The sequence below is a fragment of the Paraburkholderia diazotrophica genome (assembly GCF_900108945.1).
Classification (GTDB): Bacteria; Pseudomonadota; Gammaproteobacteria; order Burkholderiales; family Burkholderiaceae; genus Paraburkholderia; species Paraburkholderia diazotrophica.
In genome coordinates, this window is sequence record NZ_FNYE01000001.1 from 408,119 (window position 1) to 432,104 (window position 23,986).

The 23,986-nt window shown below is 64.5% G+C and carries 17 protein-coding genes and 1 other RNA gene; 9 read left to right on the forward strand and 9 right to left on the reverse strand.

Annotated elements, in window-relative coordinates; all coding sequences use genetic code 11:
• Positions 1-11 precede the first annotated feature (11 nt).
• Positions 12-6,074 (reverse strand): alpha-2-macroglobulin family protein, encoded by a 6,063-nt coding sequence (locus BMW76_RS01985; protein ID WP_090862539.1) that lies wholly within the window; start codon positions 6,072-6,074, stop codon positions 12-14.
• On the opposite strand from BMW76_RS01985, the gene BMW76_RS01990 reads away from it, so the two are divergent.
• Both BMW76_RS01990 and BMW76_RS01995 read left to right on the forward strand, forming a co-directional pair.
• The gene (locus BMW76_RS01990) at positions 6,069-6,647 is read left to right on the forward strand and encodes a MerR family transcriptional regulator (RefSeq protein WP_245763098.1); all 579 of its coding nucleotides are present in this window, start codon (positions 6,069-6,071) and stop codon (positions 6,645-6,647) included. The genes BMW76_RS01985 and BMW76_RS01990 overlap by 6 nt on opposite strands.
• A 9-nt stretch (positions 6,648-6,656) precedes the next feature.
• Positions 6,657-7,100, forward strand: a complete 444-nt coding sequence (locus BMW76_RS01995; RefSeq protein WP_090862135.1) for a carboxymuconolactone decarboxylase family protein — start codon at positions 6,657-6,659, stop codon at positions 7,098-7,100.
• A 254-nt stretch (positions 7,101-7,354) separates the two neighbouring features.
• Here BMW76_RS01995 and BMW76_RS02000 read toward each other — a convergent pair whose 3' ends face one another.
• The 8 genes from BMW76_RS02000 to trxA form a co-directional block, all read right to left on the reverse strand.
• On the reverse strand, positions 7,355-8,734 hold the full coding sequence (locus BMW76_RS02000; protein ID WP_090862137.1) for an MATE family efflux transporter: 1,380 nt from the start codon (positions 8,732-8,734) through the stop codon (positions 7,355-7,357).
• Between the two features lie 2 nt (positions 8,735-8,736).
• Positions 8,737-10,494: an ArnT family glycosyltransferase gene (locus BMW76_RS02005; protein ID WP_090862139.1), complete on the reverse strand. Its 1,758-nt coding sequence runs from the start codon at positions 10,492-10,494 to the stop codon at positions 8,737-8,739.
• Between the two features lie 474 nt (positions 10,495-10,968).
• Entirely contained in the window at positions 10,969-11,232 is a 264-nt protein-coding gene (locus tag BMW76_RS02010) for a type B 50S ribosomal protein L31 (RefSeq protein ID WP_090862141.1), read from the reverse strand.
• A gap of 170 nt (positions 11,233-11,402) precedes the next feature.
• Positions 11,403-12,239, reverse strand: a complete 837-nt coding sequence (locus BMW76_RS02015; RefSeq protein WP_090862143.1) for a M90 family metallopeptidase — start codon at positions 12,237-12,239, stop codon at positions 11,403-11,405.
• A 51-nt stretch (positions 12,240-12,290) separates the two neighbouring features.
• On the reverse strand, positions 12,291-13,832 hold the full coding sequence (locus BMW76_RS02020) for an MFS transporter (RefSeq protein ID WP_090862145.1): 1,542 nt from the start codon (positions 13,830-13,832) through the stop codon (positions 12,291-12,293).
• Entirely contained in the window at positions 13,829-14,335 is a 507-nt protein-coding gene (locus BMW76_RS02025; RefSeq protein WP_090862147.1) for a MerR family transcriptional regulator, read from the reverse strand. Before BMW76_RS02025 ends, BMW76_RS02020 begins: the two co-directional genes overlap by 4 nt.
• Before the next feature lie 169 nt (positions 14,336-14,504).
• Positions 14,505-15,767, reverse strand: a complete 1,263-nt coding sequence (gene rho, locus BMW76_RS02030) for a transcription termination factor Rho (protein ID WP_012400357.1) — start codon at positions 15,765-15,767, stop codon at positions 14,505-14,507.
• 277 nt (positions 15,768-16,044) lie between these two features.
• A complete protein-coding gene (gene trxA, locus BMW76_RS02035; protein ID WP_007586494.1) occupies positions 16,045-16,371 on the reverse strand; it encodes a thioredoxin TrxA in 327 nt (108 codons plus the stop codon).
• Positions 16,372-16,829: 458 nt separating this feature from the next.
• Here trxA and ffs point away from each other — a divergent pair.
• The 7 genes from ffs to BMW76_RS02070 all read left to right on the forward strand — a co-directional run bounded on the left by ffs (position 16,830) and on the right by BMW76_RS02070 (position 23,986).
• Positions 16,830-16,928, forward strand: an RNA gene (gene ffs / locus BMW76_RS02040) — signal recognition particle sRNA small type.
• Positions 16,929-17,107: 179 nt separating this feature from the next.
• Positions 17,108-19,480, forward strand: a complete 2,373-nt coding sequence (dnaX, locus tag BMW76_RS02045; protein ID WP_090862149.1) for a DNA polymerase III subunit gamma/tau — start codon at positions 17,108-17,110, stop codon at positions 19,478-19,480.
• 62 nt (positions 19,481-19,542) lie between these two features.
• On the forward strand, positions 19,543-19,869 hold the full coding sequence (locus tag BMW76_RS02050) for a YbaB/EbfC family nucleoid-associated protein (RefSeq protein ID WP_006048866.1): 327 nt from the start codon (positions 19,543-19,545) through the stop codon (positions 19,867-19,869).
• A 91-nt stretch (positions 19,870-19,960) separates the two neighbouring features.
• Positions 19,961-20,557, forward strand: a complete 597-nt coding sequence (recR, locus tag BMW76_RS02055) for a recombination mediator RecR (protein WP_087735801.1) — start codon at positions 19,961-19,963, stop codon at positions 20,555-20,557.
• Positions 20,558-20,644: 87 nt separating this feature from the next.
• Positions 20,645-21,886, forward strand: a complete 1,242-nt coding sequence (locus tag BMW76_RS02060) for a CaiB/BaiF CoA transferase family protein (protein ID WP_090862151.1) — start codon at positions 20,645-20,647, stop codon at positions 21,884-21,886.
• Between the two features lie 131 nt (positions 21,887-22,017).
• A complete protein-coding gene (locus BMW76_RS02065; protein WP_090862153.1) occupies positions 22,018-23,055 on the forward strand; it encodes an ABC transporter substrate-binding protein in 1,038 nt (345 codons plus the stop codon).
• Positions 23,056-23,161: 106 nt separating this feature from the next.
• Positions 23,162-23,986 carry an ABC transporter ATP-binding protein gene (locus BMW76_RS02070; RefSeq protein WP_090862156.1) on the forward strand — a complete coding sequence of 275 codons (825 nt, stop codon included), beginning with the start codon at positions 23,162-23,164 and terminating at the stop codon, positions 23,984-23,986.

The following is a 23,986-nucleotide window of genomic DNA, read 5'->3' on the forward strand; positions in this document are numbered from 1 at the left end:
TGCGCGCCTCGTTACTTCGCCGCCGCCGCGGGCTTCACGACGACGGCCGCATTCGGCAGCACGCCGAACGTCGATGGCGCATAGAGCGCTTCGACGCGCGTCGGCGGCAGGCCGAACGTGCCGACGTTGTTCAGCCGGATCGTGTACTCGACTGAGAATTTGCCCTTCGGCACATAGTCGTAGTACGCGCGATAGCCATCGAAGCCGCGCTCGATGAACGACGGCCACGCATAGCCCTTCGACTTTTCGCCTTCCGTCGCCGCTTCCGAATCGCGGCCCAGTCCCGAGCCGAGGATCGTCGCGCCTGCGGGCACAGGATCGTTGACGACGACCCACGTCATGTCCGTCTGCGCATCGATGTCGAGATGCACGCGCACGATGTCGCCGCGCGTGTTCACGCCCTTGACGGCGGGGTCGATCGGCGTGACCGTCTTCGTGATCCTGTAGCCCGCGGCCAACGGCGCTTTCAGCGCGACGGCGGCGAGGCTTTCGATCGTCGCCCACGGCTTGCCGGTGCCGTCGTGCGCGAGCGTCAGCGGGATGGGCGCGTTGCGTGCGCCCGTCGGCCACGGCAGCAACTGGCTGCGCACGTCGGCTGTCTTCGTGACGGACGTCGCGGATGCATCGTTCGTTGCAGCGGACGCGGGCTGGCTCCATGAGATCGCCTTGTCCGTCGCGCCGAGTTGCAGCTTCGTCTGTCCCGTCACGGGCACGCTCTCGAAGACCTGCGAGAAACGCTGCACGGCAATCGAGCCCCACAGGTTCGCCGTCGTCGTCTGCCATGCGCCGTTCTTCTGCAACGCGAGCAGACCCGCAACGAGTCGCGGCATCTCGTCCTTCCAGCCGGGCGTCTCGACGAACATCAGCGCGGTGCGCGCGGCGTTCGTTTCGGTGCCCGTCATCAGCCACCAGAGGTCGTCGTTATCGGCTGTCGAGAAGGTGAGGCGCGTGCCCTGGTACGTGAGCCGCGAGCGGATGATCTGCTCGGCTTGCGTGAGCTTTTCTGCGCGTTGGGGAACGTCCTTCACGCGTGACAGCACCGCGTAGTAGTCGAGGACCGCCGACGTCGGCCACTGGTTCGGCGCGATCTCGATCGAGCCGAGCATGCTGGCGCGCGCCGCGCCATGACGCGACAACGCTTCGAGCGCGGCGAGCTTGCGCAGATCGAGATCCTTGCGCGGCGCCCAGACGTCGCGCGCGAGCCGGCCTTCGACGAAATTCGCGAGGCCGCCTTCGAGCTTCGCGCGAAGGTCGTCGGGCAACGCAAAACGCGGATCGAGCTTCGCGGCTTCGTCGGTCACGGAGAGCAGATACGCGGTGAGCGCCGTGCTGCCCGTGTTGCCGCTGTCGTCGGCGGGCGGGAAGTAGTTCGCGAGGCCGTCCTTGTCGAGATAGACGGGCATGCGCGCGACGACGGCCTGCCAGCGCGCCGGATCGCGCAAGCCGAGCGCAACGGACGTCTGCTGTTCGAGGCAGCTATACGGATAGCGCTCGAACCAGCGGCGCACGCCCGGCATGCCGTCGGCGAGCTTCGATTGCAGCGACACCGCGATGCCGCCGCGCAGCGCGCCTGCTTGCGTCATGGTCGCGTCGGGCGGCGCGGCGACGGGCAGCGAGAACGTGCCGTCGACCTGCGTGAGCGTGGCCTGCTGAACGTTGACGGGAATCGCGGCCGTCACGCGCTGCGTGACTTTCAGCGCGTCCGCCGCATGTGGTGCGCCTTGCGCCGTCGCGCCGACGCTCCACGCGAGCGCAGCGGATGCGGCCTCCGACAGGCCGTCGGGCGGCGTCACCGTCCATGCGACTTCGCGCGCCGAATCGGCTGGGATGTCGACCGTTTGCGGTTGCAACGACAGCCCCGCCACGTTCGGCGTGACGACGACTTTCATCGCGCGCGTCGTCGTGTTGCGCACGGTGAATTGCGCGCGGAACTGATCGCCTTCGCGCACGAGCGGCGGCAGGCCGGAGATCAGCTGCAGGTCCTGCGTGCTGCGAATCGACGTGCTGCCTGTGCCGAACTGGCCGTCGCCGACTGCCGCTATCGCGACGATGCGAAAGCTCGTCAGCGAATCGTTGAGCGGCACGTCGACGAAGGCTTCGCCGTTCGCATCGAGCGTCACGCGCGGATTCCACAGCAGCAGCGTATCGAACAGCTCGCGCTGCGCGCTGTGTCCGCCGCCGCCGCCCGCGGGCACCGCCTTGCGTCCGAAGTGTCGGCGGCCGACGATCTCCATCTGTGCGGTCGCCGTTTCGACGCCGTAGGCGCGCCGTTGCAGCATCGCGTCGAGCACGTCCCAGCTGTTGTTGGGCATCAGTTCGAGCAGCGCTTCATCGACGGCCGCGACGGCGATCTGCGTGCCGGCCGGCGCGGGCTTGCCGCCCGGCATCTGTACGCGCAGCTTCACATGCGCCTTGCCGCGCACCGTGTACGACTTCGCATCGGGCGTCACCGTGACAGCGAGCCTGTGCGCCGCCGTGCCGACCTTGATTTCGGCGAGGCCATAGCGGAACGCGGGCTTCGACAGATCGACAAGCGGTGTCGGCGCTTCGTAGTAGCGGCCTTCGTACCAGAACGCACGCGCCCATTCGAGCGGCGCTTTCCAGCCCCACGTGAAGAACGAGTACCACGGCACTTCGCGAATCCGCCCGCGCAGCGCGAGCACCGACACATATACGTTGGGCCCCCACGCTTCGTTCACTTTCAGCTCGACGGTCGGGTCCTTGCCGTCCAGCTTCACGACGTGCGTTTCGACGATGCCTTCGCGTTCGACAGCGACGAGCGCCGTCGCAAAGCGGAAGGGCATGCGCACCTGGAAGCGCGCCGTCTCGCCTGGCTCGTAAGCCGTCTTTTCGGGCAGCACGTCGATGCGGTCGGTGTTCTCGCCTCCGAACCACAGGTCCTCTTCGCGCGTGACCCAGACGGAGGTCGCCGCCGTCGACAGATTGCCGTCGCCGTCCTTCGCCGTCACGACGAGATCGACGTTGCCCGCTTCCTTGAGCTTCGCGTCGCAGCTCATCAGGCCGTGGTCGTCGCTCTTGCCGCTGCACAGCGTGCCGAGGTCTTTTGTTTCCGTGTGGTTGTCGTACGCGTAGAAGCCGCCGACCATGCGTTTTCTCGACGTGATCGTGATGCGCGCGACGCCGCGCACTTCGAGCGGCACGCCCGCGCGCGGCTTGCCTTGCAGATCGACGGCGAGCGCCTTCACGGGCACCGTGCTGCCCACGGATACCCACCGCCCCGACTTCACGCCCGCGACAACGGCAGCGGGCCACAATGTCGCGGCACCGCTGATCATCTGCACTTCGCCGTTCGGATCGGCGAAGGTCGCTTCGAGCGCGAGGCGCTTCGGCGCATCGACATGCGGCAGGTTCTTCAGCGTCAGGCTGCCGGCGCCGTTGCGGTCGAGCGTGACGGGTTCCTTGTCGGCGATCAGCTTCGATGTATCGTCATCGGATTGCGGCTCGCTTTCTTCGTCATCCGAAGCGGATGATTCGCTGCTCTCGTTGCGCTTCCTGTACGGCGCGAAGCTGAATTCCGGATACGTGCCGGCGAAGGCGGGCGTCGTGTTCTTCATCAGCGCCGATAACTGCACGGGCAAGCCCGATGCGCCGCCGCCCGACATATAGTCGATCTGCAACGCGAGTGGCGCTTCCTTCGCGGCGACGAGCGGATGGGTCTTCGCGTCGCGCACGGCGATCGTGCCTTTGAACACGGGCAGGCGGAATTCCTCGACGCGGAAGCTGCCGGACGCATAGCTGTGGCGCGGCGTGGCGGTGTTGTTGGCGTCGCTGTCGTCGTTGCTTTCGGTCGTGCTTTCGGCGGAGGCCGTGGCGGCATCGCCGTCGTCGAGCGACACGCTGTACTCGCCGAGCTTCGCCGATGCGGGAATCGCGAACGTCGAGTCGGCCGTGTGATCGGCGGCCCATTTGAGCGGCATGTGCCACGTCTGTCCGCTGCCTAGATGGCGAATCGTCATGCGCGTCGGATACGCCTTCGGAAACGCGAGACCGTGCATCGTCTCGATGCGGACCATGTGCTTCATCGATACCGTTTCGCCCGCGCGCAGCAGCGTCCGGTCGAACACGGTATGCGCACGCACGGTCTGTTCGACGCTCGTATCCGTCGGCACGTTGAAGCGCCACGCTTCGATGCCCTGGTTCCAGTCGGAGCGCACGAACGCCATGTCGTGACCCGTCTTCGGATCGTCGATGCGCGCGGACACGAAAAAGCCTTCGAAACTGCCTTCGTTGCATTCGCGGCGCGTAGCCAGCGCCTGGTTGATCGTCAGCACACCGTGCGCGTCGGTCTTGCCGGACGCGACTTCATCGCCGTTGCAGTCGCTTACGTGCACGTCGGCGTTCGGTACGGGCTGGCCCTTGTCGAGCGTCGTCACCCACACGACGCTGTTCTCGCGGCCCTGCTTGAAGTGCACGCCGAGGTTCGTGACGAGCACGGCCGTGCGCACGTACATCGGCGCGTGCTTGCCGAGCAGCGAAGCGCCGAGCGCGGGCGACGCGAGTTCGATCACATAGAAGCCGGGCTTCGTCACCGGCACGCCGACCACTTCGAACGGACGCAGCGTTTTCGGATCGGCCTTCGGCAGCGCCAGCGTTTCGACCTTCGGCTGGCCCGCGAGCAACGACAGCGAGCGCACGTCGATCAGCGGATTCTTGCGGTCCTCGGTCGCGTTGGCGTCTTCTGCATTGCGCGGAACGATCACGGGGTGCGGATTGTGTGCGAGCAGTTGCGGCATCTGCTGATCGATCGACTGACGATCCATCATGAAGCCGTCGAAGCGGTCGACGTTGCGCATCCAGCGCCGGATGTCGCTATCGGCATCGACGCGCAGCTTCGTGAACTGCGCATTGCCCGCGTTGAGCCCGGCGATATGCAGGTCCGCCTCGACGTTGCGCAGCGTGACGGGCACGAGCGCGGGCATGTCGGGTTCCGCGAAGCGCTCGATGATGCCAAACGCGCCCGACGAAAACTTCGCGAGCGGCGGCAGCGGGGCCGTATTTGTCTTGAGCGGAAACAGGTCCGCGTTGGTCAGCGCGCGGCCGCTCGCGTCTTTCAGATTCGACGGAATGTCGATGGTCAGATCGGCGCGCTCGGGCAGCGGCGCGGCGAATTCGACAGCGGTGGTCTGCGGGTCTTTGTCGTCGGCGGAGAACGACGGCTTGATCTCGCCGTCCGGCCCTTTGATGCGGATCTTCTCGGCATCCGCGCGCAGGATGGGCGCATTGAATTGCACACGCAGCGGACGCAAGGGCGTGCAGGGCGCCTTTGCATTTTCGCGCTCGCAGCTGAAGCTCGCGGCGAATGGCTCGCGCACGGTGAAGTCGAAGCGGCGCTCGACGTCGTTGACGATACCGCTCGGGCTTGCGACGCCCTTGCCATAGACGAGCTGCGCCTTCGTGCCTGATGGCAGCGCCTGCTGGCATTGCAGCGTCAGCACGCGCGCCGCGTCCTTTTGCAGCCTGAAGAGTTTGAGCAGCGCCGTGCGCGTGGCGGCATCGACGTTCCTGATGGGGACGCGGTTGCCGAGTCCGCTCGATTCGCACCATACGTTCTGACTGACGGAGGCTTCCGTTGCCGGTCCGTTCAGTCGGACGACGAAGGCCTGATCTTCTTCGATTTCGCCGCCGTACGGCTCGATGCTCTGCACGATAGGGCCGCCCGTTTCGAACGCGTAGTGGTGCGGGCCCGTCAGCGCATGGCCTGCCGACGATTTCAACCCGTCGTTCAGATCGACGGAACATGCGACACCTGGCGGCAGATCGGCGGCGAAGTCCCACGCCCAGGTCTTGTCGTCGATCCAGCGCGGCTGGCCGGCGCTCGCGGACGCATCGTTGCACTTGATGCGCGCGGGCGCGGGCAGATTCGGCGCGCCGAACGCGACCATCGATTCGTCGAACTTGACGACGACCTGGCGCACCTGCGCGACCTTGCCTTGCGGCGAGACCTGTGTGATGCGGGCTGCATCGGCGCGCCATGCGAGCGTGGCGAGAAGGCCGAGTGTCACAGCCGTCGCGGCTGCCCCTATCCATTGACGTTTGATGGTGCCGCTTTGCATCGACTGCGCTCCCGGTTTCATTTTTCTTTCGGATTGCCGCTGCCGATTCTAGCCGATGCACCCAGCGTTTCAGCCCGGATGCAATGTAGGATTTCGTTGAATTTTGTCGATCAACAGATCGTGCTTGACTTAGAGTTCACTCGAAGTCCTAACCTGAGTTTCGTCATGTCGAAAGCTCTCACCATCGGTCAGGTCGCCGCGACGAGCGGCGTCTCCGCGCATACGCTGCGCTACTACGAGCAGGCGGGGTTGTTGCGTCCCGTCGGCCGCACGGACGCGGGCCACCGTCTTTATTCGCCCGCCGATCTCGACTGGCTGCGCTTCGTGATGCGTCTGAAAGCGACGGGGATGCCGATCGCCGGCATGCAGGCGTTCGCCGCGCTGCGCGCGGAGGGCGATGCGACCATCGGCGCGCGGCGCGAGATGTTGGTCGAGCATCGCGAGGCCGTGCTGGCGCGCATCGCGGAGCTGCAGACCAATCTCGACGCGATCACCGACAAGATCGCGGTCTATGAAGCGGCCGAACGTGAGGCGGCATCGGCAGGACATATCGGAAACGCAAGACTTGATTGAGGACTCGCAATGAATGACGCATATGCAACGGCACAAGAGCAAGCACAGGAACAAGCGGAAGCACGCGGCGATCGCTATGCGCGCGGCTGGGACAAGCTGAAGGAAATCGACGGAACGGCGGGAGAGAAGGTGATCGCGTCGCTGGCACCCATTGCGCCGGATTTCGCGCGGATGCTGATCGAGTTTCCGTTCGGCGATGTGTACAGCCGTCCGCAACTGGACCTGCGCGCGAGAGAGATCGCGACGATCGCCGCATTGGCCGCGCTCGGCAATGCGCAGCCGCAACTGAAGGTGCACATCGAGGCGGCGCTCAATGTCGGATGCACGCGCGACGAGATCGTCGAGGTATTCATGCAGATGGCCGTGTATGCGGGCTTTCCGGCGGCGTTGAATGCGTTGTTCGCGGCACGTGAAGTGTTCGAGCAGCGCGACGAGGAAGAGGCGGCTGCGTAGGCGATATCTGCGACGATTGCGGGTTCAGGGAAGGGTTAAGGCGCAACTAACGGTCTGCTTTCACTGCTCACTGCCACACGGCGAGAACGGCACGCACCGATGCTTCGTCTTTAGCGGGATGTCGTTGCTTTCGGAAATGCGTTTCCTGCTTTACCGAAACGGAGGCGAGCGCGCGGCGCGAGCGCGCGGATCGAACCAGCGCATCTGATCGAACATCGACGCGCATGCGGCCCGCATGAAAAGCCACTATGCGTTCAGGCCGCGCTATCTGCCTGCATCTGCTCGCCCATCCGCAGCGACCGCCTGCTGATCCAGCGCAGATAGAACGCGAGACCGACGCCCGCAATCGCCAGGCTTGCCGTGTTCGCGAGCCAGAAGCCGCGTGCGCCCGTGAACGATGCGGGCACCCATCCGCCGACGTCGAAGCCGAGCGCATAGCCGCCGCCGAGTCCGACGCCCCACAACGCGACCGCGTAGATCACGGTCGGCACGACGGCGACGCGATACGCGCGCAGCACGAATGCCGACGTAATCTGCAGCGCATCGCAGAGATGGTAGAAGACGACGATCAGCACCAGCGGCATCGCCGCCGCCGCGACCCGCACATCGGGCGTATAGCCCGCGATGATCAGCGGCCTCAGCGCGAGCACGATCACGCCGTAGCAGCACGCAATCGCGACGGCCATCGCGATGCCGTGCCGCGCAAGCGTGCGCGCCGCTTCGTAGCGATGCGCGCCCAGCGCCTGGGCGACGAGCGTCGACGTCGCGATGCCGATCGACAGCGGCGTCATGTACAGCACGGCGCCGATGTTGCCCGCGATCTGATGCCCCGCCAGCGTCGTCGTGCCGAAACGCGCGATGAAGAGCGCCATGAACGTATACGACGTGACTTCGATCAGATACGAGAGCCCCATCGGAATGCCGAGCTTCAGTTGCGCGGCCTGACGGCGCCAGACGGGCCAGCAGAAATGCGCGAAGATAGCGAACGGCCGGAACACATCGAGCTTCGTCATTGCCAGCATGCCGACGATGGCGAGCGTCCAGTTGATCAGCGTGCTGGCGAGCGCGCAGCCCGGGCCACCGAGCGCCGGCACGCCGAGTCCGCCGAAGATCAGCCATGTGTTGAACGGCAGCTTCAGCATCAGCGCGCCGATCTGCAGGATCATCACGAGCCGCGGCTGGCCGACTGCGTTCGTCAGCGAGCTGTAGACGCGAAACGCAAGGCTCGCCGGCAAGCCGAACGCGACGATCTGCAGGTATGACACCGTGCGCTCGCGCAGTGCCTCGGGCGCGCGCGCAAGCTGCAGCAGCGGGTGAGGGAAGTAGAGAACCAGAAAGCCGAGCACGGCGAGCGCGAAGGCAAGCCACAGCGCCTGGCGCACTTCCTCGCCGATCTCGTCGTAGCGGGCGGCGCCGTACAGCTGGCCCGCAATCGGCTGCAATGCCGTCAGAATGCCCGTCAAGCCGATATACACGGAGATGTAGATCGACGAGCCGAGGCCGAGCGCGGCCAGATCCGTCGCCGAGTAGCGGCCGACCATCGCCGTATCGATTACGCCGAACGCGATGATCGCCAGCTGGCCTATCAGCACGGGCCAAGCGAGCCCGGCGATTTTCCGCACGTCGGCGAACATTGTCAGCCGTGTTTCTTCGGGCGCCACGGATGGCGCTTGACGGGCGGCTGCGGGCGGTCGATGCGCACGTACAGCCGGAAGCGTTCGTCGCGGTCGGCGGCGCGGCGGCCTTCCCACACGAGCTTCCACACGAAGTTCGACATCGAGCTCGGCTCGCCGAAGTCCTGCGTGTCCTGGCGCAGGATCACGTCGCAGTCTTCATTGAACGAAAAATGCATATCGCCGAAATACGCGAATGTCGCGATCTGCGCGTCGCCGAGACGCACGGGCGCAATGCAGTTGTAGTCCGATGGCAGGTGCGCGGAGATCTGCTCGGCCACGTCCTTGTACGTCCGGCTGTAGTTGACGACGGGCAGCCAGAGCGTCATCAGCAGCACCCACATCAGCGTCGTGCCGGCGCTCGACAGCACGACGCTGCGCCACAGCACCTTCGGATGGCGCGCGACGCGCCACTGCACGAGCGCGAACCAGCAGAGCGTCACGGCCACCGCGCACAGGAACGACAGGATCTTGAACTGCGGCGTGAAGCCCGGCGCGAGCCGCGCGAGATTGCGCGCAAGCTGATGCGGAAAGCCCGTCATGCCCGCGAGCCACACGAGCCACACAAACGTGCCGAGCACCGTGAAGCTCAGCACCGCGAACCAGTCGATCGCGTTGATCGCGCCGCGCTTGAGCGTCGGCAGCGCGAACGCGGCGATCACCGCGAGCGCGGGCATCAGCAGCGTGAAAAGGCGGTTCGTCCCCTGGCTTTGCAGCACGACGAGAATCAGCAGCGGCGCGATTACCGACAGCGGAATCGCAATGTGCGGCGCGCGCCGCAGCCCCGCCCAGCTGAACCACGCCCAGATCGCGAGCGGCCACGCGGGCCACGCGAAGAGCGGCAGGTTCTTGACGGCATATCGCAGCGTCGAGCCGTATGGGCCGGCGAACGCGTGCAGGCTGGTGCGCATCCATTGATGAAGGAACCAGACGGCGTCGTCGGGGAAGAGCGCGATCGCCGTGAGCGGCCACGCGACCGAGAGCGCCAGCGCGACGGGCAGACCCGCGAGCATCAGCGTGCGCCAGTGCGTTTCGTGCACGATGATCAGCATCGCGAACGTGCCGACGAGCAGCGCGCCCACCAGCACGGGATTGCTCGTCAGCGCGACGAGGCCGATCGCGCAGCCCCAGATCAGCGCGCCCTGGACGGGCTTGTCGACCATCCGCACGAGGCCATAGACGAGCATCGCGATGCAGACGAATTGCGCGATCTGCGGCGTCGTTTCGTGGCCGCGCTCGGCGAGACCGAAGATCGCGAGCAGGATCAGCAGCGCGCCGTCGCCGAGCGTGCGCCCGTAATCGCGCGGCTCGGGCTCGCCGCCGAATGCGTACTTGAACGGCTGCACCTCGGGCCGGCGGCCGAGCAGATAGGCTGCGTACCAGACGAACGCGCAGGCCGCGCAGAACAGCAGGCCCGTGAACACGCGCGATGCGTTGCTCGCGTCGACGAGCGGGTCCAGCACGCGGATCGCGCTTGCACCGAGCCAGTAGCCAAGCGGCGCATCCGACGTGATGTACTTGCCGACGAGATTGGGCAGCATCCAGTCGTGCAGCGTGCCGTTGGCCATCGTCCACATGACGCCGAAGCCGGCTGCGTCTTCCGTCTTCCACGGGTCGCGGCCGAACAGGCCAAACGACGCGTACACGACGCAGATGGTGAGCAGCAGCCAGCGCGGCAGCGCGCTGGTGGCGGAAGCAGTGAGGCGAACGACAGATCTCATGCGGTGTTCGTGTGAGGCTGCGCGGGCGGCAGCCATGAGTTATTGATGGAGCGCAGGAGGCGTCTCTGAACCAGCATGCGGCATTGTAGACGCGCGGCACGGTGCCCGTCACAAACGCGCACCGACGCTGCGGATAGAAGCAGCGCAGCGAAAGGGCAAGGAAGCGGGCTTTCGGGGTGGCCGTTCGACGTGGACCCGGCGGGCGTTGCGGCGGGCGTCTCGCGGCGGGTTTTGCTTCAATGCCAGCCGTCGCGCCGACAATTGTTCTCGCGAACAGGCATCAATTGAAGTGGAAATGGATGCAACCCGCATATAACGCGGCGCAATGCCGTATCGGGCGAAGCGGCGGCATGCGGCCAGCGAGCCTAACCCAGCCCAACAAACCTTTCGCCGACAAAAAAGGGCAGCTTGCGCTGCCCTTCTTGCATCGTGGCGGCCCGGAGGGAAGTCGGGGCCTGCAACGTGTACTGCCGGTTACTTCGCGGCCTTGCCCGAAGCGCGGGCGCCGAACTTCTTGTTGAACTTCTCGACGCGGCCTGCCGTGTCCATGATCTTTTGCTGGCCCGTGTAGAACGGGTGCGATTCCGACGAGACTTCGATCTTCGCCAGCGGGTACGTCTTGCCGTTGAATTCGGCCGTTTCACGCGTCTGGATGGTCGAGCGCGTCACGAACCTGAAGTCGTTCGACATATCGACGAACAGGACTTCGCGGTAATTCGGGTGGATGCCTTCTTTCATGGTCTTTCCTTTAATCTGGCGGTAGCCAACCCGGGAGCCGGAGAATTCCGCAACCGCGAGCCACTTGCCTAAGGTCGAAAAACGGGGATTATGCCAGAAAATCAGTCGTTTGACGAGGTTCGTGGAGGTTTTTTCGCAAGCTTCGGCGGCTGCCCGCTTCTTGCGATGCGCTACGCGTCGGTCTGTTCGAGTGCGCCCGTATGCGCCGGGTCCTGCCGATAGTAACGGGCGAGCAGCTGGTAAAGCTCCGGATATTCCGCCTCGAACTCGCGGGGCTTTACGAACAGCGCCTCGCTGCACACGGCAAAAAATTCAGACGGATGGTCGGTGGCGTAAGGATCGATCAGCGACTCGCGTTCGAAGCGGGCCCAACGCCGCTCCGGCACGGCCTCCACTTTCGCGCAGAACTGGTCGTATGCGTGGTCGAACACGTCCGCCCACTGCGCGGAATCGAGCGGCGCATGCAGCTTGCGGAAAAGGGGCGGGTGGCCGTCGGCTTCGCCCGTCACCATGTCGATCTTGTGCGCGAACTCGTGAATCACGACGTTGTATGCGTCCGAGCCGTCCGTCATCTGCGCGTCTTCCCATGACAGGATCACGGGGCCGCCTTCCCACGCTTCGCCACTTGCATCGTGCTCGACTTCATGGACGACGCCGTCCTCGTCCTCGACGGTCTTGCGGATCACGAACTCGCCCGGATAGACGATCACGCCGACCCAGCCGCGATACAGTTCGAGCCCGAGATTCAGCACGGGCAGGCACGCCTGCACGGCAATCGCGACGGTGATCTGATCCGTCAGCTCGAGATCATGCGCGGTCGAGAACTCCTTTTGCGCGATGAAGAGGCTCGTCATGTCGCGCAGGCGCGCGAGGTCGGCGGCGCCGAGGCGCGTGAGAAACGGCAGGCCGTCGAGCGTCGCCTGCCAGAGCGCGTCGTCGATCGCGTGGGTGCGCAGCGCGCGGTCGCGGCGGCGCGTGTCGAGCCATTGGGTGAATTTCGAAAGCATCGCGCGGTTGCCTCGCAGTTGCCCATTTTGGTTAGCGTTACCGATACGAATCTAGTCGATCTGCTTTTGCCATGCGGCGAAAATGCCGCCGCATACGGCCACGCCGATCAGAAAGTAAAACCCGTCGAGCGATGCGAGGAAGCTCGCCTGTTGCGCGACCATCCGGCTCACCTCGACGACGGCCAGCGCATGCGCGTCGGCCGCCGCGAAGCCGTGCGTGAGCGCCGCGATCGTGTTTTCGAAAGCCGGATTGTACGGATTCGCGAACTCGGCGAGCCGCGTCTGATGCAGTGCCTGACGATGCTGCTCGACGATGATCACCGACGCCGTCGCGAATGAAATCGTCAGTTGCCGGACGATGTTCTTCAGCCGGTAGCCGTGCGAGAACTCCTCGATAGCGAAGATTCTAAACGTCAGATTCGCGACGGGCAGCACGATGAAGAGCAGCAGCAAACCTCGCAGCAATAGCGGCACGATCAGCGCCGGTTCGCCGACGGCGGGCGACATGCGCGTCATCCACGCGGCCGCGAACGCCGCGACCGCGAATCCCGGCACGATGATCCACTTTTTGCGCAGCAGCAGCTTTGCGTAGCGCAGATAGGCGAAGAGGGCCGTCGCCGAAATCAGCGACGTGAAGCCGACTAGCTGGCCCGTGTTCTCGACGGGATAGCCGAGGCCGGTTTCGAGGAAGCGCGAGATCAGATAGCTGAACGCCGTCGATTCGTAGTAGTAGAACATGTACAGCACGAGCCCAACCTGGAAGGTCTTTTCGCGCAGCGCGTGCAGCCGCACGAGTGGCGACGGATGATGCCATTGATGCCGGACGAACCACGCAAGCGCCGCGATGCCCGCCGCGGTCAGAATGAGCAGATTCGGCGATGTGCTGAAGAGCTGAAAGCGCACCTGCTGCATCACGATCTGCAGCGCGCCTTGCGCGAACGCGAAGATGATGTACGGCCAGAAATGGGTCGCGCCGCGTTCTCCCGGCGTGCGGCCGCCGGAATCGGGCAGCGCGAACATCGCGAGCACGGCGAACAGCACGCCGAACGGCGCGGTGCAGGCAAAGAGCGCGCGCCACGTGAAATGCGCGACCAGCTGTCCGCCGATGAGCGGCGCGAGCGCGCTGCACAGCACGATCAGGATCAGAAAGGCGCGCGTTGCAGCCGGCCGCCGCTGTGGCGTGAAGCTCAGCTGGATGAGGATGCGGCACGTGCCCATCATCGGACCGATGAAATAGCCCTGAAAGCCGCGCGCGAACAGCAGGCCGAACGACGTATCGCACAGGGCGGCCGCGACGGCGCCCGCCGCATAGAGCAGCATGCAGCCGGCCACGTAACGCCGGTAGCCGACACGGTCGACCCACCATTGCTGTTGCAGGATGCCGAGCACGGCGGCGACGGCATACGCGCTCGACGACCACACGAGTTCGTCCGGCGACGCATTGATGCCACCCGCGATGTAGCTGGCGAAGAACGAAAAGATCGCGTTGTCGAAGTAGTCGAGGCCGGTGACGACGGCCAGCACCCACGGGAAAAAATCGCCGCGCAGTTTCTCCGCGCTGAAGATATGCGCGCGCGGCACGCCTGCGTTCATGCTTTCGTGCCCTTGCTCCCGGCACGTTTGCTGGCAGCCGCGGCGCGGCGCTGCCGGATCAGTTCATCGGCGCTTTCGCCGGCGAGACGCCGCTCGACGTAATTCAGGTCGTCGGCGAGTTCGGACTTGAGCTTCTGCACTTCTTTCAGTTCGCGCCGCACGGATTCGATGCGCGCGTCGAGCGATTCGATCTGTTGCGCGAGGCCGTCGCGAATCTGCTGCAGCGAGTCCATCGAGTAGCGGTTGCGTCCGCCTTCCGTCGTTTCGAGCGGGCGTTTCAGCATTTCTGTGATGCCAGCCAGCGAGAAGCCCAGCGCGCGCAAACGCAGGATGCGCGAAAAGCGTTCGAGGTCGTCTTCGTCGTACAGGCGATAGCGGCCTTCGCTGCGGCTGGGCGTGACGAGGCCACGTTCCTCGTAGTACTTGAGCGTGCGCGGCGTGACGTTCAGACGTTCGGCGGCGTCGCGCACGGTCAGCAGAGTGGGGGAGTCGTCGTTCGGCATGGCGATGCTTCACATATCGGTCATGATGCGAAGCATTATAGATCAACGTGTACGTTCACGTACAGGTGGCGGTGTGAACGTAGTATTGAGTGCAAGGCGTGCGGACGAAAAAAACGCCTGCGCGATGGCAGGCGTTCTCGTGTTCGACAGTTCGAGGCGCTGGCGGCGATCAGCCGCCGCGGCGCATCATGTCGAAGAACTCGGCGTTGTTCTTCGTCTGGCGGATCTTGTCGAGCAGGAATTCCATCGCTTCGACTTCGTCCATGTCGTGGATGAACTTGCGCAGCACCCAGATCTTTTGCAGGATCTCGGGCTTGATCAGCAGTTCTTCGCGACGCGTGCCGGACTTGTTCAGGTTGATCGACGGATAGACGCGCTTTTCCGCGAGACGGCGCTCGAGGTGTACTTCCATGTTGCCCGTGCCTTTGAACTCTTCGTAGATCACGTCGTCCATGCGGCTGCCCGTTTCGATCAGCGCGGTGCCGATGATGGTCAGCGAGCCGCCTTCCTCGATATTGCGCGCTGCGCCGAAGAAGCGCTTCGGACGCTGCAGCGCGTTCGCATCGACACCGCCCGTCAGCACCTTGCCCGAAGCCGGCACGACCGTGTTGTACGCGCGAGCAAGACGCGTGATCGAGTCGAGCAGAATCACAACGTCGTTCTTCATTTCGACGAGGCGCTTCGCCTTTTCGATCACCATTTCGGCGACCTGCACGTGACGCGCGGCGGGTTCGTCGAACGTCGATGCGATCACTTCGCCTGCCACCGAGCGCTGCATTTCCGTCACTTCTTCCGGACGCTCGTCGATGAGCAGCACGAACAGGATGACGTCGGGGTGGTTCTGCTTGATCGCGTGCGCGATGTGCTGAAGCATCACCGTCTTGCCCGACTTCGGCGACGCGACGAGCAGGCCGCGCTGGCCTTTGCCGATGGGCGCGATCATGTCGATGATGCGGCCCGTGACGTTCTCTTCGCCGCGCATCTCACGTTCGAGCAGCAGCACCTTGTTCGGGTGCAGCGGCGTCAGGTTCTCGAACATGATCTTGTGCTTCGAGGCCTCGGGCGGCTGGCCGTTGACCTTGTCGACCTTCACCAGCGCGAAATAGCGCTCGCCGTCCTTCGGCGTGCGGACTTCGCCTTCGATGGTGTCGCCCGTATGCAGGTTGAAGCGGCGAATCTGCGACGGGCTGATGTAGATGTCATCCGTGCTTGCGAGATACGAGGTTTCCGGCGAGCGCAGGAAGCCGAAGCCGTCAGGCAGCACTTCGAGCGTGCCGTCACCGAAGATCGTTTCGCCCGTTTTGGCGCGTTTTTTTAGAATGGCGAACATCAGTTCCTGCTTGCGCAGGCGGTTCGCACTTTCGATCTCGAGACCATTGGCCATCTCGATCAATTGGGACACGTGTAGCGTCTTGAGCTCGGATAAATGCATACGGAGAACCCGCAGAGAAGGTGCGACCTGAAATGAAATCTGGGAGGAGAAGTGAGCGGAACCGCTCAGGGACTTACTCGTCTTTTAGACGTTTTATAGATTCTAGCATAGCACACGCCAATTCCAGCCTGCGCGGCTGGTTAGACTTGACGCATGATTCTTGTTGTCGGGGGACAACAAGAATCATGCGGCTCGCTCGATGCATCAACTCACTGCAAGTTATGCGAGCCGGGTGGCGTGCATGCAATGCATGCGCGCCGTGTCTGCGTGTGACCGATTAAAGATTGCCGTCGAGGAACGCGGTGAGTTGCGACTTCGACAGTGCGCCTACCTTCTGTGCAGCAACTGCGCCGTTCTTGAACAGGATCAGCGTGGGGATGCCGCGCACGCCGAACTTGACGGGCGTGGACTGATGTTCGTCGACGTTGATCTTCGCGATCTGCAGGCGATCAGCGTAGTCCTTCGCAACTTCGTCGAGGATCGGCGCGATCATCTTGCACGGGCCGCACCATTCCGCCCAGAAGTCGAGCAGCACGGGTTTATCGGATTTGACGACGTCCTGTTCAAACGATGCGTCGCTGATATGCTTGATGTGTTCGCTCATTGTGTGAATACCTCTTTCGGTTCGAGGCCTGCTTTGATTGCCCGCCACGATACAACAAAATCAGAAAACTTTCCGTTCGCTTTACCACAGGGCAAACCATGAAAGCCGACGCGCGAAGCACTGTGGGGACAGTTTCGGGAAGGCGACCTGGCTTGGCTTTGCGGGTCACTTGAACGCCAGTTTAGCCTAAATTGCTATGCGTTGCCCGCCGTGATAGTACGCCTTCGGGCGGTAGGGTCTCACGCCGCGCACGGCAGCGCTGGCAAGGCTTCGGCGCATATCCCGAATGCCTCGCGCGCGCATGTCGTCCGCGCTGCAACCCGTCGTGACAAACCCTATTTGGCGATCGTATGTGCGAAGACAAGAGCGGCAGCAGCGCCGAAGTTGCCGTTCCGTCGCGGCGGCTTTTGTCCCGATGCCTCTCGCGCAGCGCAGCAAGCGATGTTAGAATACGACGTGACGGGCCTCCTCGCATGGAGGGGCGGTCAACCTGGTCAGGTCGGGAACGAAGCAGCCACAGCCGTTTTCCGCCAGTGCCGAGGGTCGGGCTCGTCACCTTCCTTTCTTCCCATCTGTCTCACTTCTCCCGTATTTGTCGTCATCTGCGTTGGTCCAAACGCGGCATGTTCTGGCGCTTGCGTCGTGAATTCAATGAACCGTCAGAGCGTTGTCACGCCTTGCGCGCGCGCACGATCGATTCGTCTTTTCGCGTCAGCGTTGCTGATACAATTTCCGCATGACCTATCAAGTTCTCGCACGCAAATGGCGGCCGAAGGATTTTGCTTCGCTCGTCGGACAGGAGCACGTGGTGCGCGCGCTCACGCACGCGCTCGACGGTGGCCGTCTGCACCACGCCTATCTGTTTACGGGCACGCGCGGCGTCGGCAAGACGACGCTCTCGCGTATCTTCGCGAAGGCGCTCAATTGTGAAACGGGCGTAACGGCTACGCCGTGCGGCGTCTGCCGCGCTTGCCGCGAGATCGACGAAGGGCGCTTCGTCGATTACGTCGAGATGGATGCGGCGAGCAACCGTGGCGTCGACGAAATGGCCGCGCTGCTGGAGCGCGCGGTGTATGCGCCCGTCGATGCGCGCTTCAAGGTCTACATGATCGACGAAGTGCACATGCTCACGAACCACGCGTTCAATGCGATGTTGAAGACGCTGGAAGAGCCGCCGCCGCATGTGAAGTTCATTCTCGCGACGACCGATCCGCAGAAGATTCCCGTCACGGTGCTGTCGCGCTGTCTTCAGTTCAACCTGAAGCAGATGCCCGCAGGGCATATCGTGTCGCATCTCGAGCGCATCCTCGGTGAAGAGAACATTCCGCACGAGGCGCAGGCGTTGCGCCTGCTCGCGCGCGCCGCGGACGGCTCGATGCGCGATGCGCTGTCGCTGACCGACCAGGCGATCGCGTACTCGGCCAATCAGGTCACCGAGGAAGCCGTGCGCGGCATGCTCGGCGCGCTCGATCAGAGCTATCTGATTCGTCTCCTCGATGCGCTCGTCGCGGGCGACGGCGCTGCGGTGCTGTCGGTTGCCGACGAGATGGCGTTGCGCAGCCTGTCGTTTTCGACCGCGCTGCAAGACCTCGCGGGTCTTTTGCACAAAATCGCGTGGGCGCAGTTCGCGCCGTCGTCGGTGCTGGAAGAGTGGCCGGAGGCCGCCGACCTGCGCCGTTTCGCCGATGCGCTGAGCCCCGAGCAGGTTCAGCTGTTCTATCAGATCGCGACGATCGGCCGAAGCGAACTGGGCCTCGCGCCCGACGAATACGCCGGCTTCACGATGACACTGTTGCGGATGCTCGCGTTCGAGCCGGCGCCGAATGGTGGCGGTGGTGGTGGCGTGACGCCAGCGGGACGCTCGACGGTTCCGGCTGCGGCTGGTTCCAAGCGCGCGAGTGCGCCCGTCGCGGCGGCTCCTGCGCGCGAGGCACAGGCTCGGCCAATCGAGACGCCTGCGGCTGCGCCAAAACCCGAATCCGTGCCGGCTCAGCCGAAAGCAGTCAGCGAAGCCCCTGAAATCGCAGCCGCAGCAACGGTCGATGTCGGCGTGACACCGATGGTGTCCGCTGCCGGGTCGAAGGACGTCGACGAACCACCTGGCGTCTCGAACGCCCCGGAAGCTTCGCCAACTGAACCCGCCGGGCCGGACGACAGCCCTCGCGCACAAGCCTCGGCCGCAGCCGCGCCACAACGGCAGCCAGAAGCATCGCGCCGCGCGGGTGGCGCCAGCGCCGCGCTCGACGTGCTGCGCAACGCGGGCATGAAAGTATCGGCGGATCGCGGCGCTTCGGCCCGTTCGGCTTCCGCTACGTCCGCCGCAGCCGCGTCTCCCGCGCCGACGGCGAAGCCCGCGTCGCCGCGCGTCGCCGTTCGCGTGCCGACGCCCGATCCCGCGCGCCGCGCCGCAGCCGCCGCGCAACAGGAGGCCACCGCGCGCGTCCAGCCGTCGCGTGCCGCGCAACAGCAGGGCGGCTCGTCGGTTCCGCCGTGGGAAGACATTCCGCCCGACGACTACATTCCCGCTTCATCGGACGATGCGTTCTTCGCGCCCTCCGACGACAACTTCATTCCCGTTTTCGACAGCGGCCACGATGACGTGGTCGTCGCCCGAGGCAGTGCGTCCGCCGTGGCGCCCGCAGCCGCGCCTGTCGTCGACATCCGCACGCTGCCGCCCGCCGTGCCGCTCGGCGCGATCGGGTTCGACGGCGACTGGCCGGCGCTCGCCGTCACGCTGCCGCTCAAGGGCATCTCGTATCAGCTCGCGTTCAACAGCGAACTGATGGCCGTCGAGGGCAAGACGCTGAAGCTCAACGTCGCGGTCCAGCTCTACGCCGAGCCGGCGCAGATCGCGAAGCTGAAAGCGGCGCTCGCCGAACGGCTCGGCAACGAGATCGACGTGCGGGTCGAAGTCGGTCCCGTGCAGCGCACGGCCGCGGTGCTCGATGCAATCGAGCGCGCGCAGCGTCAACAGGAAGCCGAGCGCGAAATCGGCGCCGATCCGTTCGTGCAATCTCTGATCCGCGAGTTCGGTGCGAGCATCGTGCCGGGCTCGGTGCGTCCCCTCACGCCGGGCGCCGACGGCGGCCACAACGCCGCCAGCCACTGATTCCGGCGCGCGTCGGATGAACGTGCGTCAACCGGAATTCACCATTACGAAGGAGCAAGTCCATGATGAAAGGTCAACTCGCCGGGCTGATGAAACAAGCCCAGCAGATGCAAGAGAACATGAAGAAGATGCAGGAGCAACTCGCGCAGATCGAAGTCGAGGGGCAGTCGGGCGCGGGCCTCGTCAAGGTGACGATGACCTGCAAGAACGACGTGCGCCGCGTGTCGATCGATCCGAGCCTGCTCGCCGACGACAAGGACATGCTCGAAGATCTCGTGGCGGCTGCATTCAACGACGCCGTGCGCAAGGCGGAAGCCACCGCGCAGGAGAAGATGGGCGGCATGACCTCGGGCCTGCCGCTGCCGCCGGGCTTCAAGCTGCCGTTCTGATCGCACGGGGAGTTCGCGCGCGGGCGTCGGGCGCTCCGCCCGCAGCCCGTGCGCGCCTCGCCGAACCCACCATCGACGTCGCCGTTCCAGCATGAAACAACCTTCCGCCTTGTCGGCGCTCGTCGAAGCGCTGCGCGTTTTGCCCGGCGTCGGGCCGAAGTCCGCGCAACGCATGGCGTACCACCTGATGCAGCACGATCGCGACGGCGCCGAAAAGCTCGGCCGCTCGCTGCTGTTCGCGACCGAGCATCTGCAGCACTGCGAGAAGTGCAACACCTTCACGGAAGCGCAAATCTGCGAAGTCTGCAGCGACACTGAGCGCGATCCGACGCTGCTATGCGTCGTCGAAACACCCGCCGATCAGATCATGCTCGAACAGACGATGACTTATCGCGGGCTCTATTTCGTGCTGATGGGGCGGCTGAGTCCGCTCGACGGCATCGGCCCGAAGGAAATCCATTTCGACCGGCTCGTCAAGCGCGCATCGGATGGCGTCGTCAAGGAAGTTGTGCTCGCGACCAACTTCACGAACGAAGGCGAGGCCACCGCGCATTACCTCGGGCAAACGCTGAAGGCGCGCGGCCTGTCGGTGACGCGTCTCGCGCGCGGCGTCCCCGTCGGCGGCGAGCTCGAGTATGTCGATGCGGGCACCATCGCGCGCGCGATGCTCGACAGGCGCTCGATGTAGCAGCCAATGAACATCGAGCGCGCATCGAACGCGTAGCGCACGGACGCATCGGCCGCGTCTGGCAAGTACAAGAAGATCGGGAGACACATGAGCACATCGACTGCAACGCCAGAGCAACAACACAAAGGACCAACCCAGGGCCCGCTCGCGGGCGTCAAGGTGCTCGAGCTCGGCACGCTGATCGCCGGGCCGTTCGCCGCGCGCTTTCTCGGCGAGTTCGGCGCGGACGTGATCAAGATCGAAGACCCGAAGGGCGGCGATCCGCTGCGCAAATGGCGCAAGCTCTATCCCGAAGTGGGCGGTACATCGCTGTGGTGGGCCGTGCAGGCACGCAACAAGAAATCGGTAACGATCAACCTCAAAGCCGACGAAGGCAAGGAAATCGTCCGCAAGCTCGCGAAAGAAGCCGATATCGTCGTCGAGAACTTCCGCCCCGGGCAGCTCGAAAGGCTTGGGCTCGGCTACGACGTGCTGTCGAAGGAGAACCCCGGCCTCGTGATGGTGCGCCTGTCCGGCTACGGGCAGACGGGGCCGTATCGCGACCGCCCGGGTTTCGGCGCGATCGCGGAATCGATGGGCGGCCTGCGTCATATCACCGGGTATCCGGATTTGCCGCCGCCGCGTATCGGCATTTCGATCGGCGATTCGATTGCGGCGCTGCATGGCGTGATCGGCGCGCTGATGGCGCTGCATCACCGTCAGGTGAACGGCGGCAAAGGGCAGGTCGTCGATGTCGCGCTGTACGAAGCCGTCTTCAACATGATGGAAAGCGTCGTGCCCGAGTACGGCGTGTACGGCATGGTGCGTGAGCGCACGGGCGCTTCGCTGCCAGGCATCGTGCCGTCGAATACCTATCCGTGCCGCGACGGCAGCATCGTGATCGGCGGCAACAGCGATCCGATTTTCAAGCGGCTGATGATCGCGATCGACCGCGAAGACCTCGCGAACGATCCGGCGCTCGCGCACAACGACGGCCGCGTGCCACGCACGCAGGAGATCGACGGCGCGATCGCGGCGTGGCTCGCGCATCGCACGATCGACGAGGCGCTCGACGTGCTGAATGCCGCCGACGTGCCCGTGGGCCGCATCTACAGCGTCGCCGACATGTTCACCGATCCGCAATACGCCGCGCGCCAGATGATCCAGAGTTTCAAATGGCAGGACGGCCGCGACATCACGCTGCCGGGCGTCACGCCCAAGCTCTCCGAAACGCCCGGCGAAACGCGCTGGCTCGGGCCCGAACTGGGTGAACATACGGATGAAGTTCTGCGATCGCTGGGTTATGATGCGGACCTCATCGCAAGGTTGCACTCGCAACAGATCGTCTGAGCGGGGAACAGGCCAGCGCGTGAAAGCGTGCGCGAAGCGCGTATAAAGCGTACGAAGCGTGCACAAAGCACGCGCAGACCGGCCGACCATGCCGGCAACAGAACAACGACAGAAGATACGGAGACAGGACCATGCAACGAAGAAGCTTTCTCGCAGGCACCGCGGCGCTCGCGGGCGCATCGCTCGTTGGCTCGCCGCTCGCGTTCGGGCAAGGCAAGCTGGAGACGTCGAAAGTCGCGATCGCCGTCGGCGGCAAGAATCTTTTCTACTATCTGCCTCTGACGATTGCCGAGCGCCGTAATTTCTTCAAGGACGAAGGGCTCGAAGTCGAGATCTCCGACTTCGCGGGCGGCTCGCAGGCGTTGAAGGCGGCCGTCGGCGGCAGCGCCGATGTCGTGTCCGGCGCGTTCGAACACACACTGCTGCTGCAGGCGAAGAACCAGTACTTCCGCGAATTCGTGCTGCAAGGGCGCGCGCCGCAGATCGTGCTCGCCGTGTCGAAGAAGACGATGGCGAACTACACGTCGATCGCGGACCTTAAGGGCAAGAAGATCGGCGTGACGGCGCCGGGTTCGTCGACATCGATCATGGCGAGCTTCGTGCTCGCGAAAGCCGGGCTGACCGCGAAAGACGTGTCGTTCATCGGCGTCGGCGCGGGCGCGGGGGCGATCGCCGCGCTGCAATCGGGGCAGATCGATGCGCTCGCCAATCTCGATCCCGTGATGACGAAGCTCGAACGCTCGGGCGAGATTCGCGTCGTGTCCGACGCGCGCACGCTCAACGATACGCACACGGTGTTCGGCGGCAACATGCCTGCCGGCTGTCTCTATGCATCGCAAGCGTTCATCAGCAAGAATCCGAACACGACACAGGCGCTCGCCAACGCGATGGTCCGCGCGCTGAAGTGGCTGCAGACGGCGACGGGCACCGAGTTGATCAACACCGTGCCCGAATCGTATCTGCTCGGCGACCGCGCGCTGTATCTGGATTCGTGGCAGCACGTGAAAGAGGCGATGTCGCCCGATGGCCTGATGCCCGCCGACGGCCCCGCGACGTCGCTCAAGACGCTGCAGGCTTTCGACGACACCGTGAAGGGCAAGCCGATCGATCTGTCGAAGAGCTGGACGAACGACTTCGTGAAGAAAGCGCTCACGACGGTCAAGGCGTAACGCACTGACAGTAAGGGCGAGCGCTCGCGTCGCGCTCGCCGTTCAAGCCGTCACATCCTTGTCCAAAACCTCGAATCATCACAGCATCGAAGAAGCGAGCCGAACGATGACCGTTGCCGCCCTGGCGCTCGAAAACATCACCTGCACATTTGCGTCGCGTGAGAATCGCGGCCAGCGATACACCGCCGTCAAGGATACGACCTTGCGCATCGCGCCGGGCGAATTCGTATCGGTCGTCGGACCGACGGGCTGCGGCAAGTCGACGTTGCTGAACGTCGGCGCGGGGCTGCTGGAACCGTCGTCGGGCGCGGTGACGGTGTTCGGCGAGAAGTTGTCGGGCATCAATCGGCGCGCGGGCTACATGTTCCAGGCCGATGCGCTGATGCCGTGGCGTTCGGCGCTCGACAACGTGACGGCAGGCCTGTCGTTCCATGACGTGCCGCGCGCCGAAGCCCGCTCGCGTGCTGAGGAATGGCTCAAGCGCGTCGGCCTCGGCGGCTTCGGGGACCGTTATCCGCATCAGCTGTCGGGCGGCATGCGAAAGCGGGTTGCGATGGCGCAGACGCTGATTCTCGATCCCGACATCATCCTGATGGACGAGCCGTTCTCCGCGCTCGACATCCAGACGCGCCAGCTGATGGAAAACGAGCTGCTCGATCTTTGGGCCGCGAAGCGCAAGGCCGTGCTGTTCATCACGCACGATCTCGACGAAGCGATCGCGATGTCGGATCGCGTCGTCGTGTTGTCGGCGGGGCCGGGCACGCGGCCCATCGGCGAGTTCAAGATCGATCTGCCGCGTCCGCGCGACGTCGCCGAAGTGCGCTCGCATCCGCGCTTCGTCGAACTGCATGCGCAGATCTGGAGCGTGCTGCGCGACGAAGTGCTGAAGGGTTATCAGCAGCAACTGACGGCTGTGCAGGAGAGCAACTGA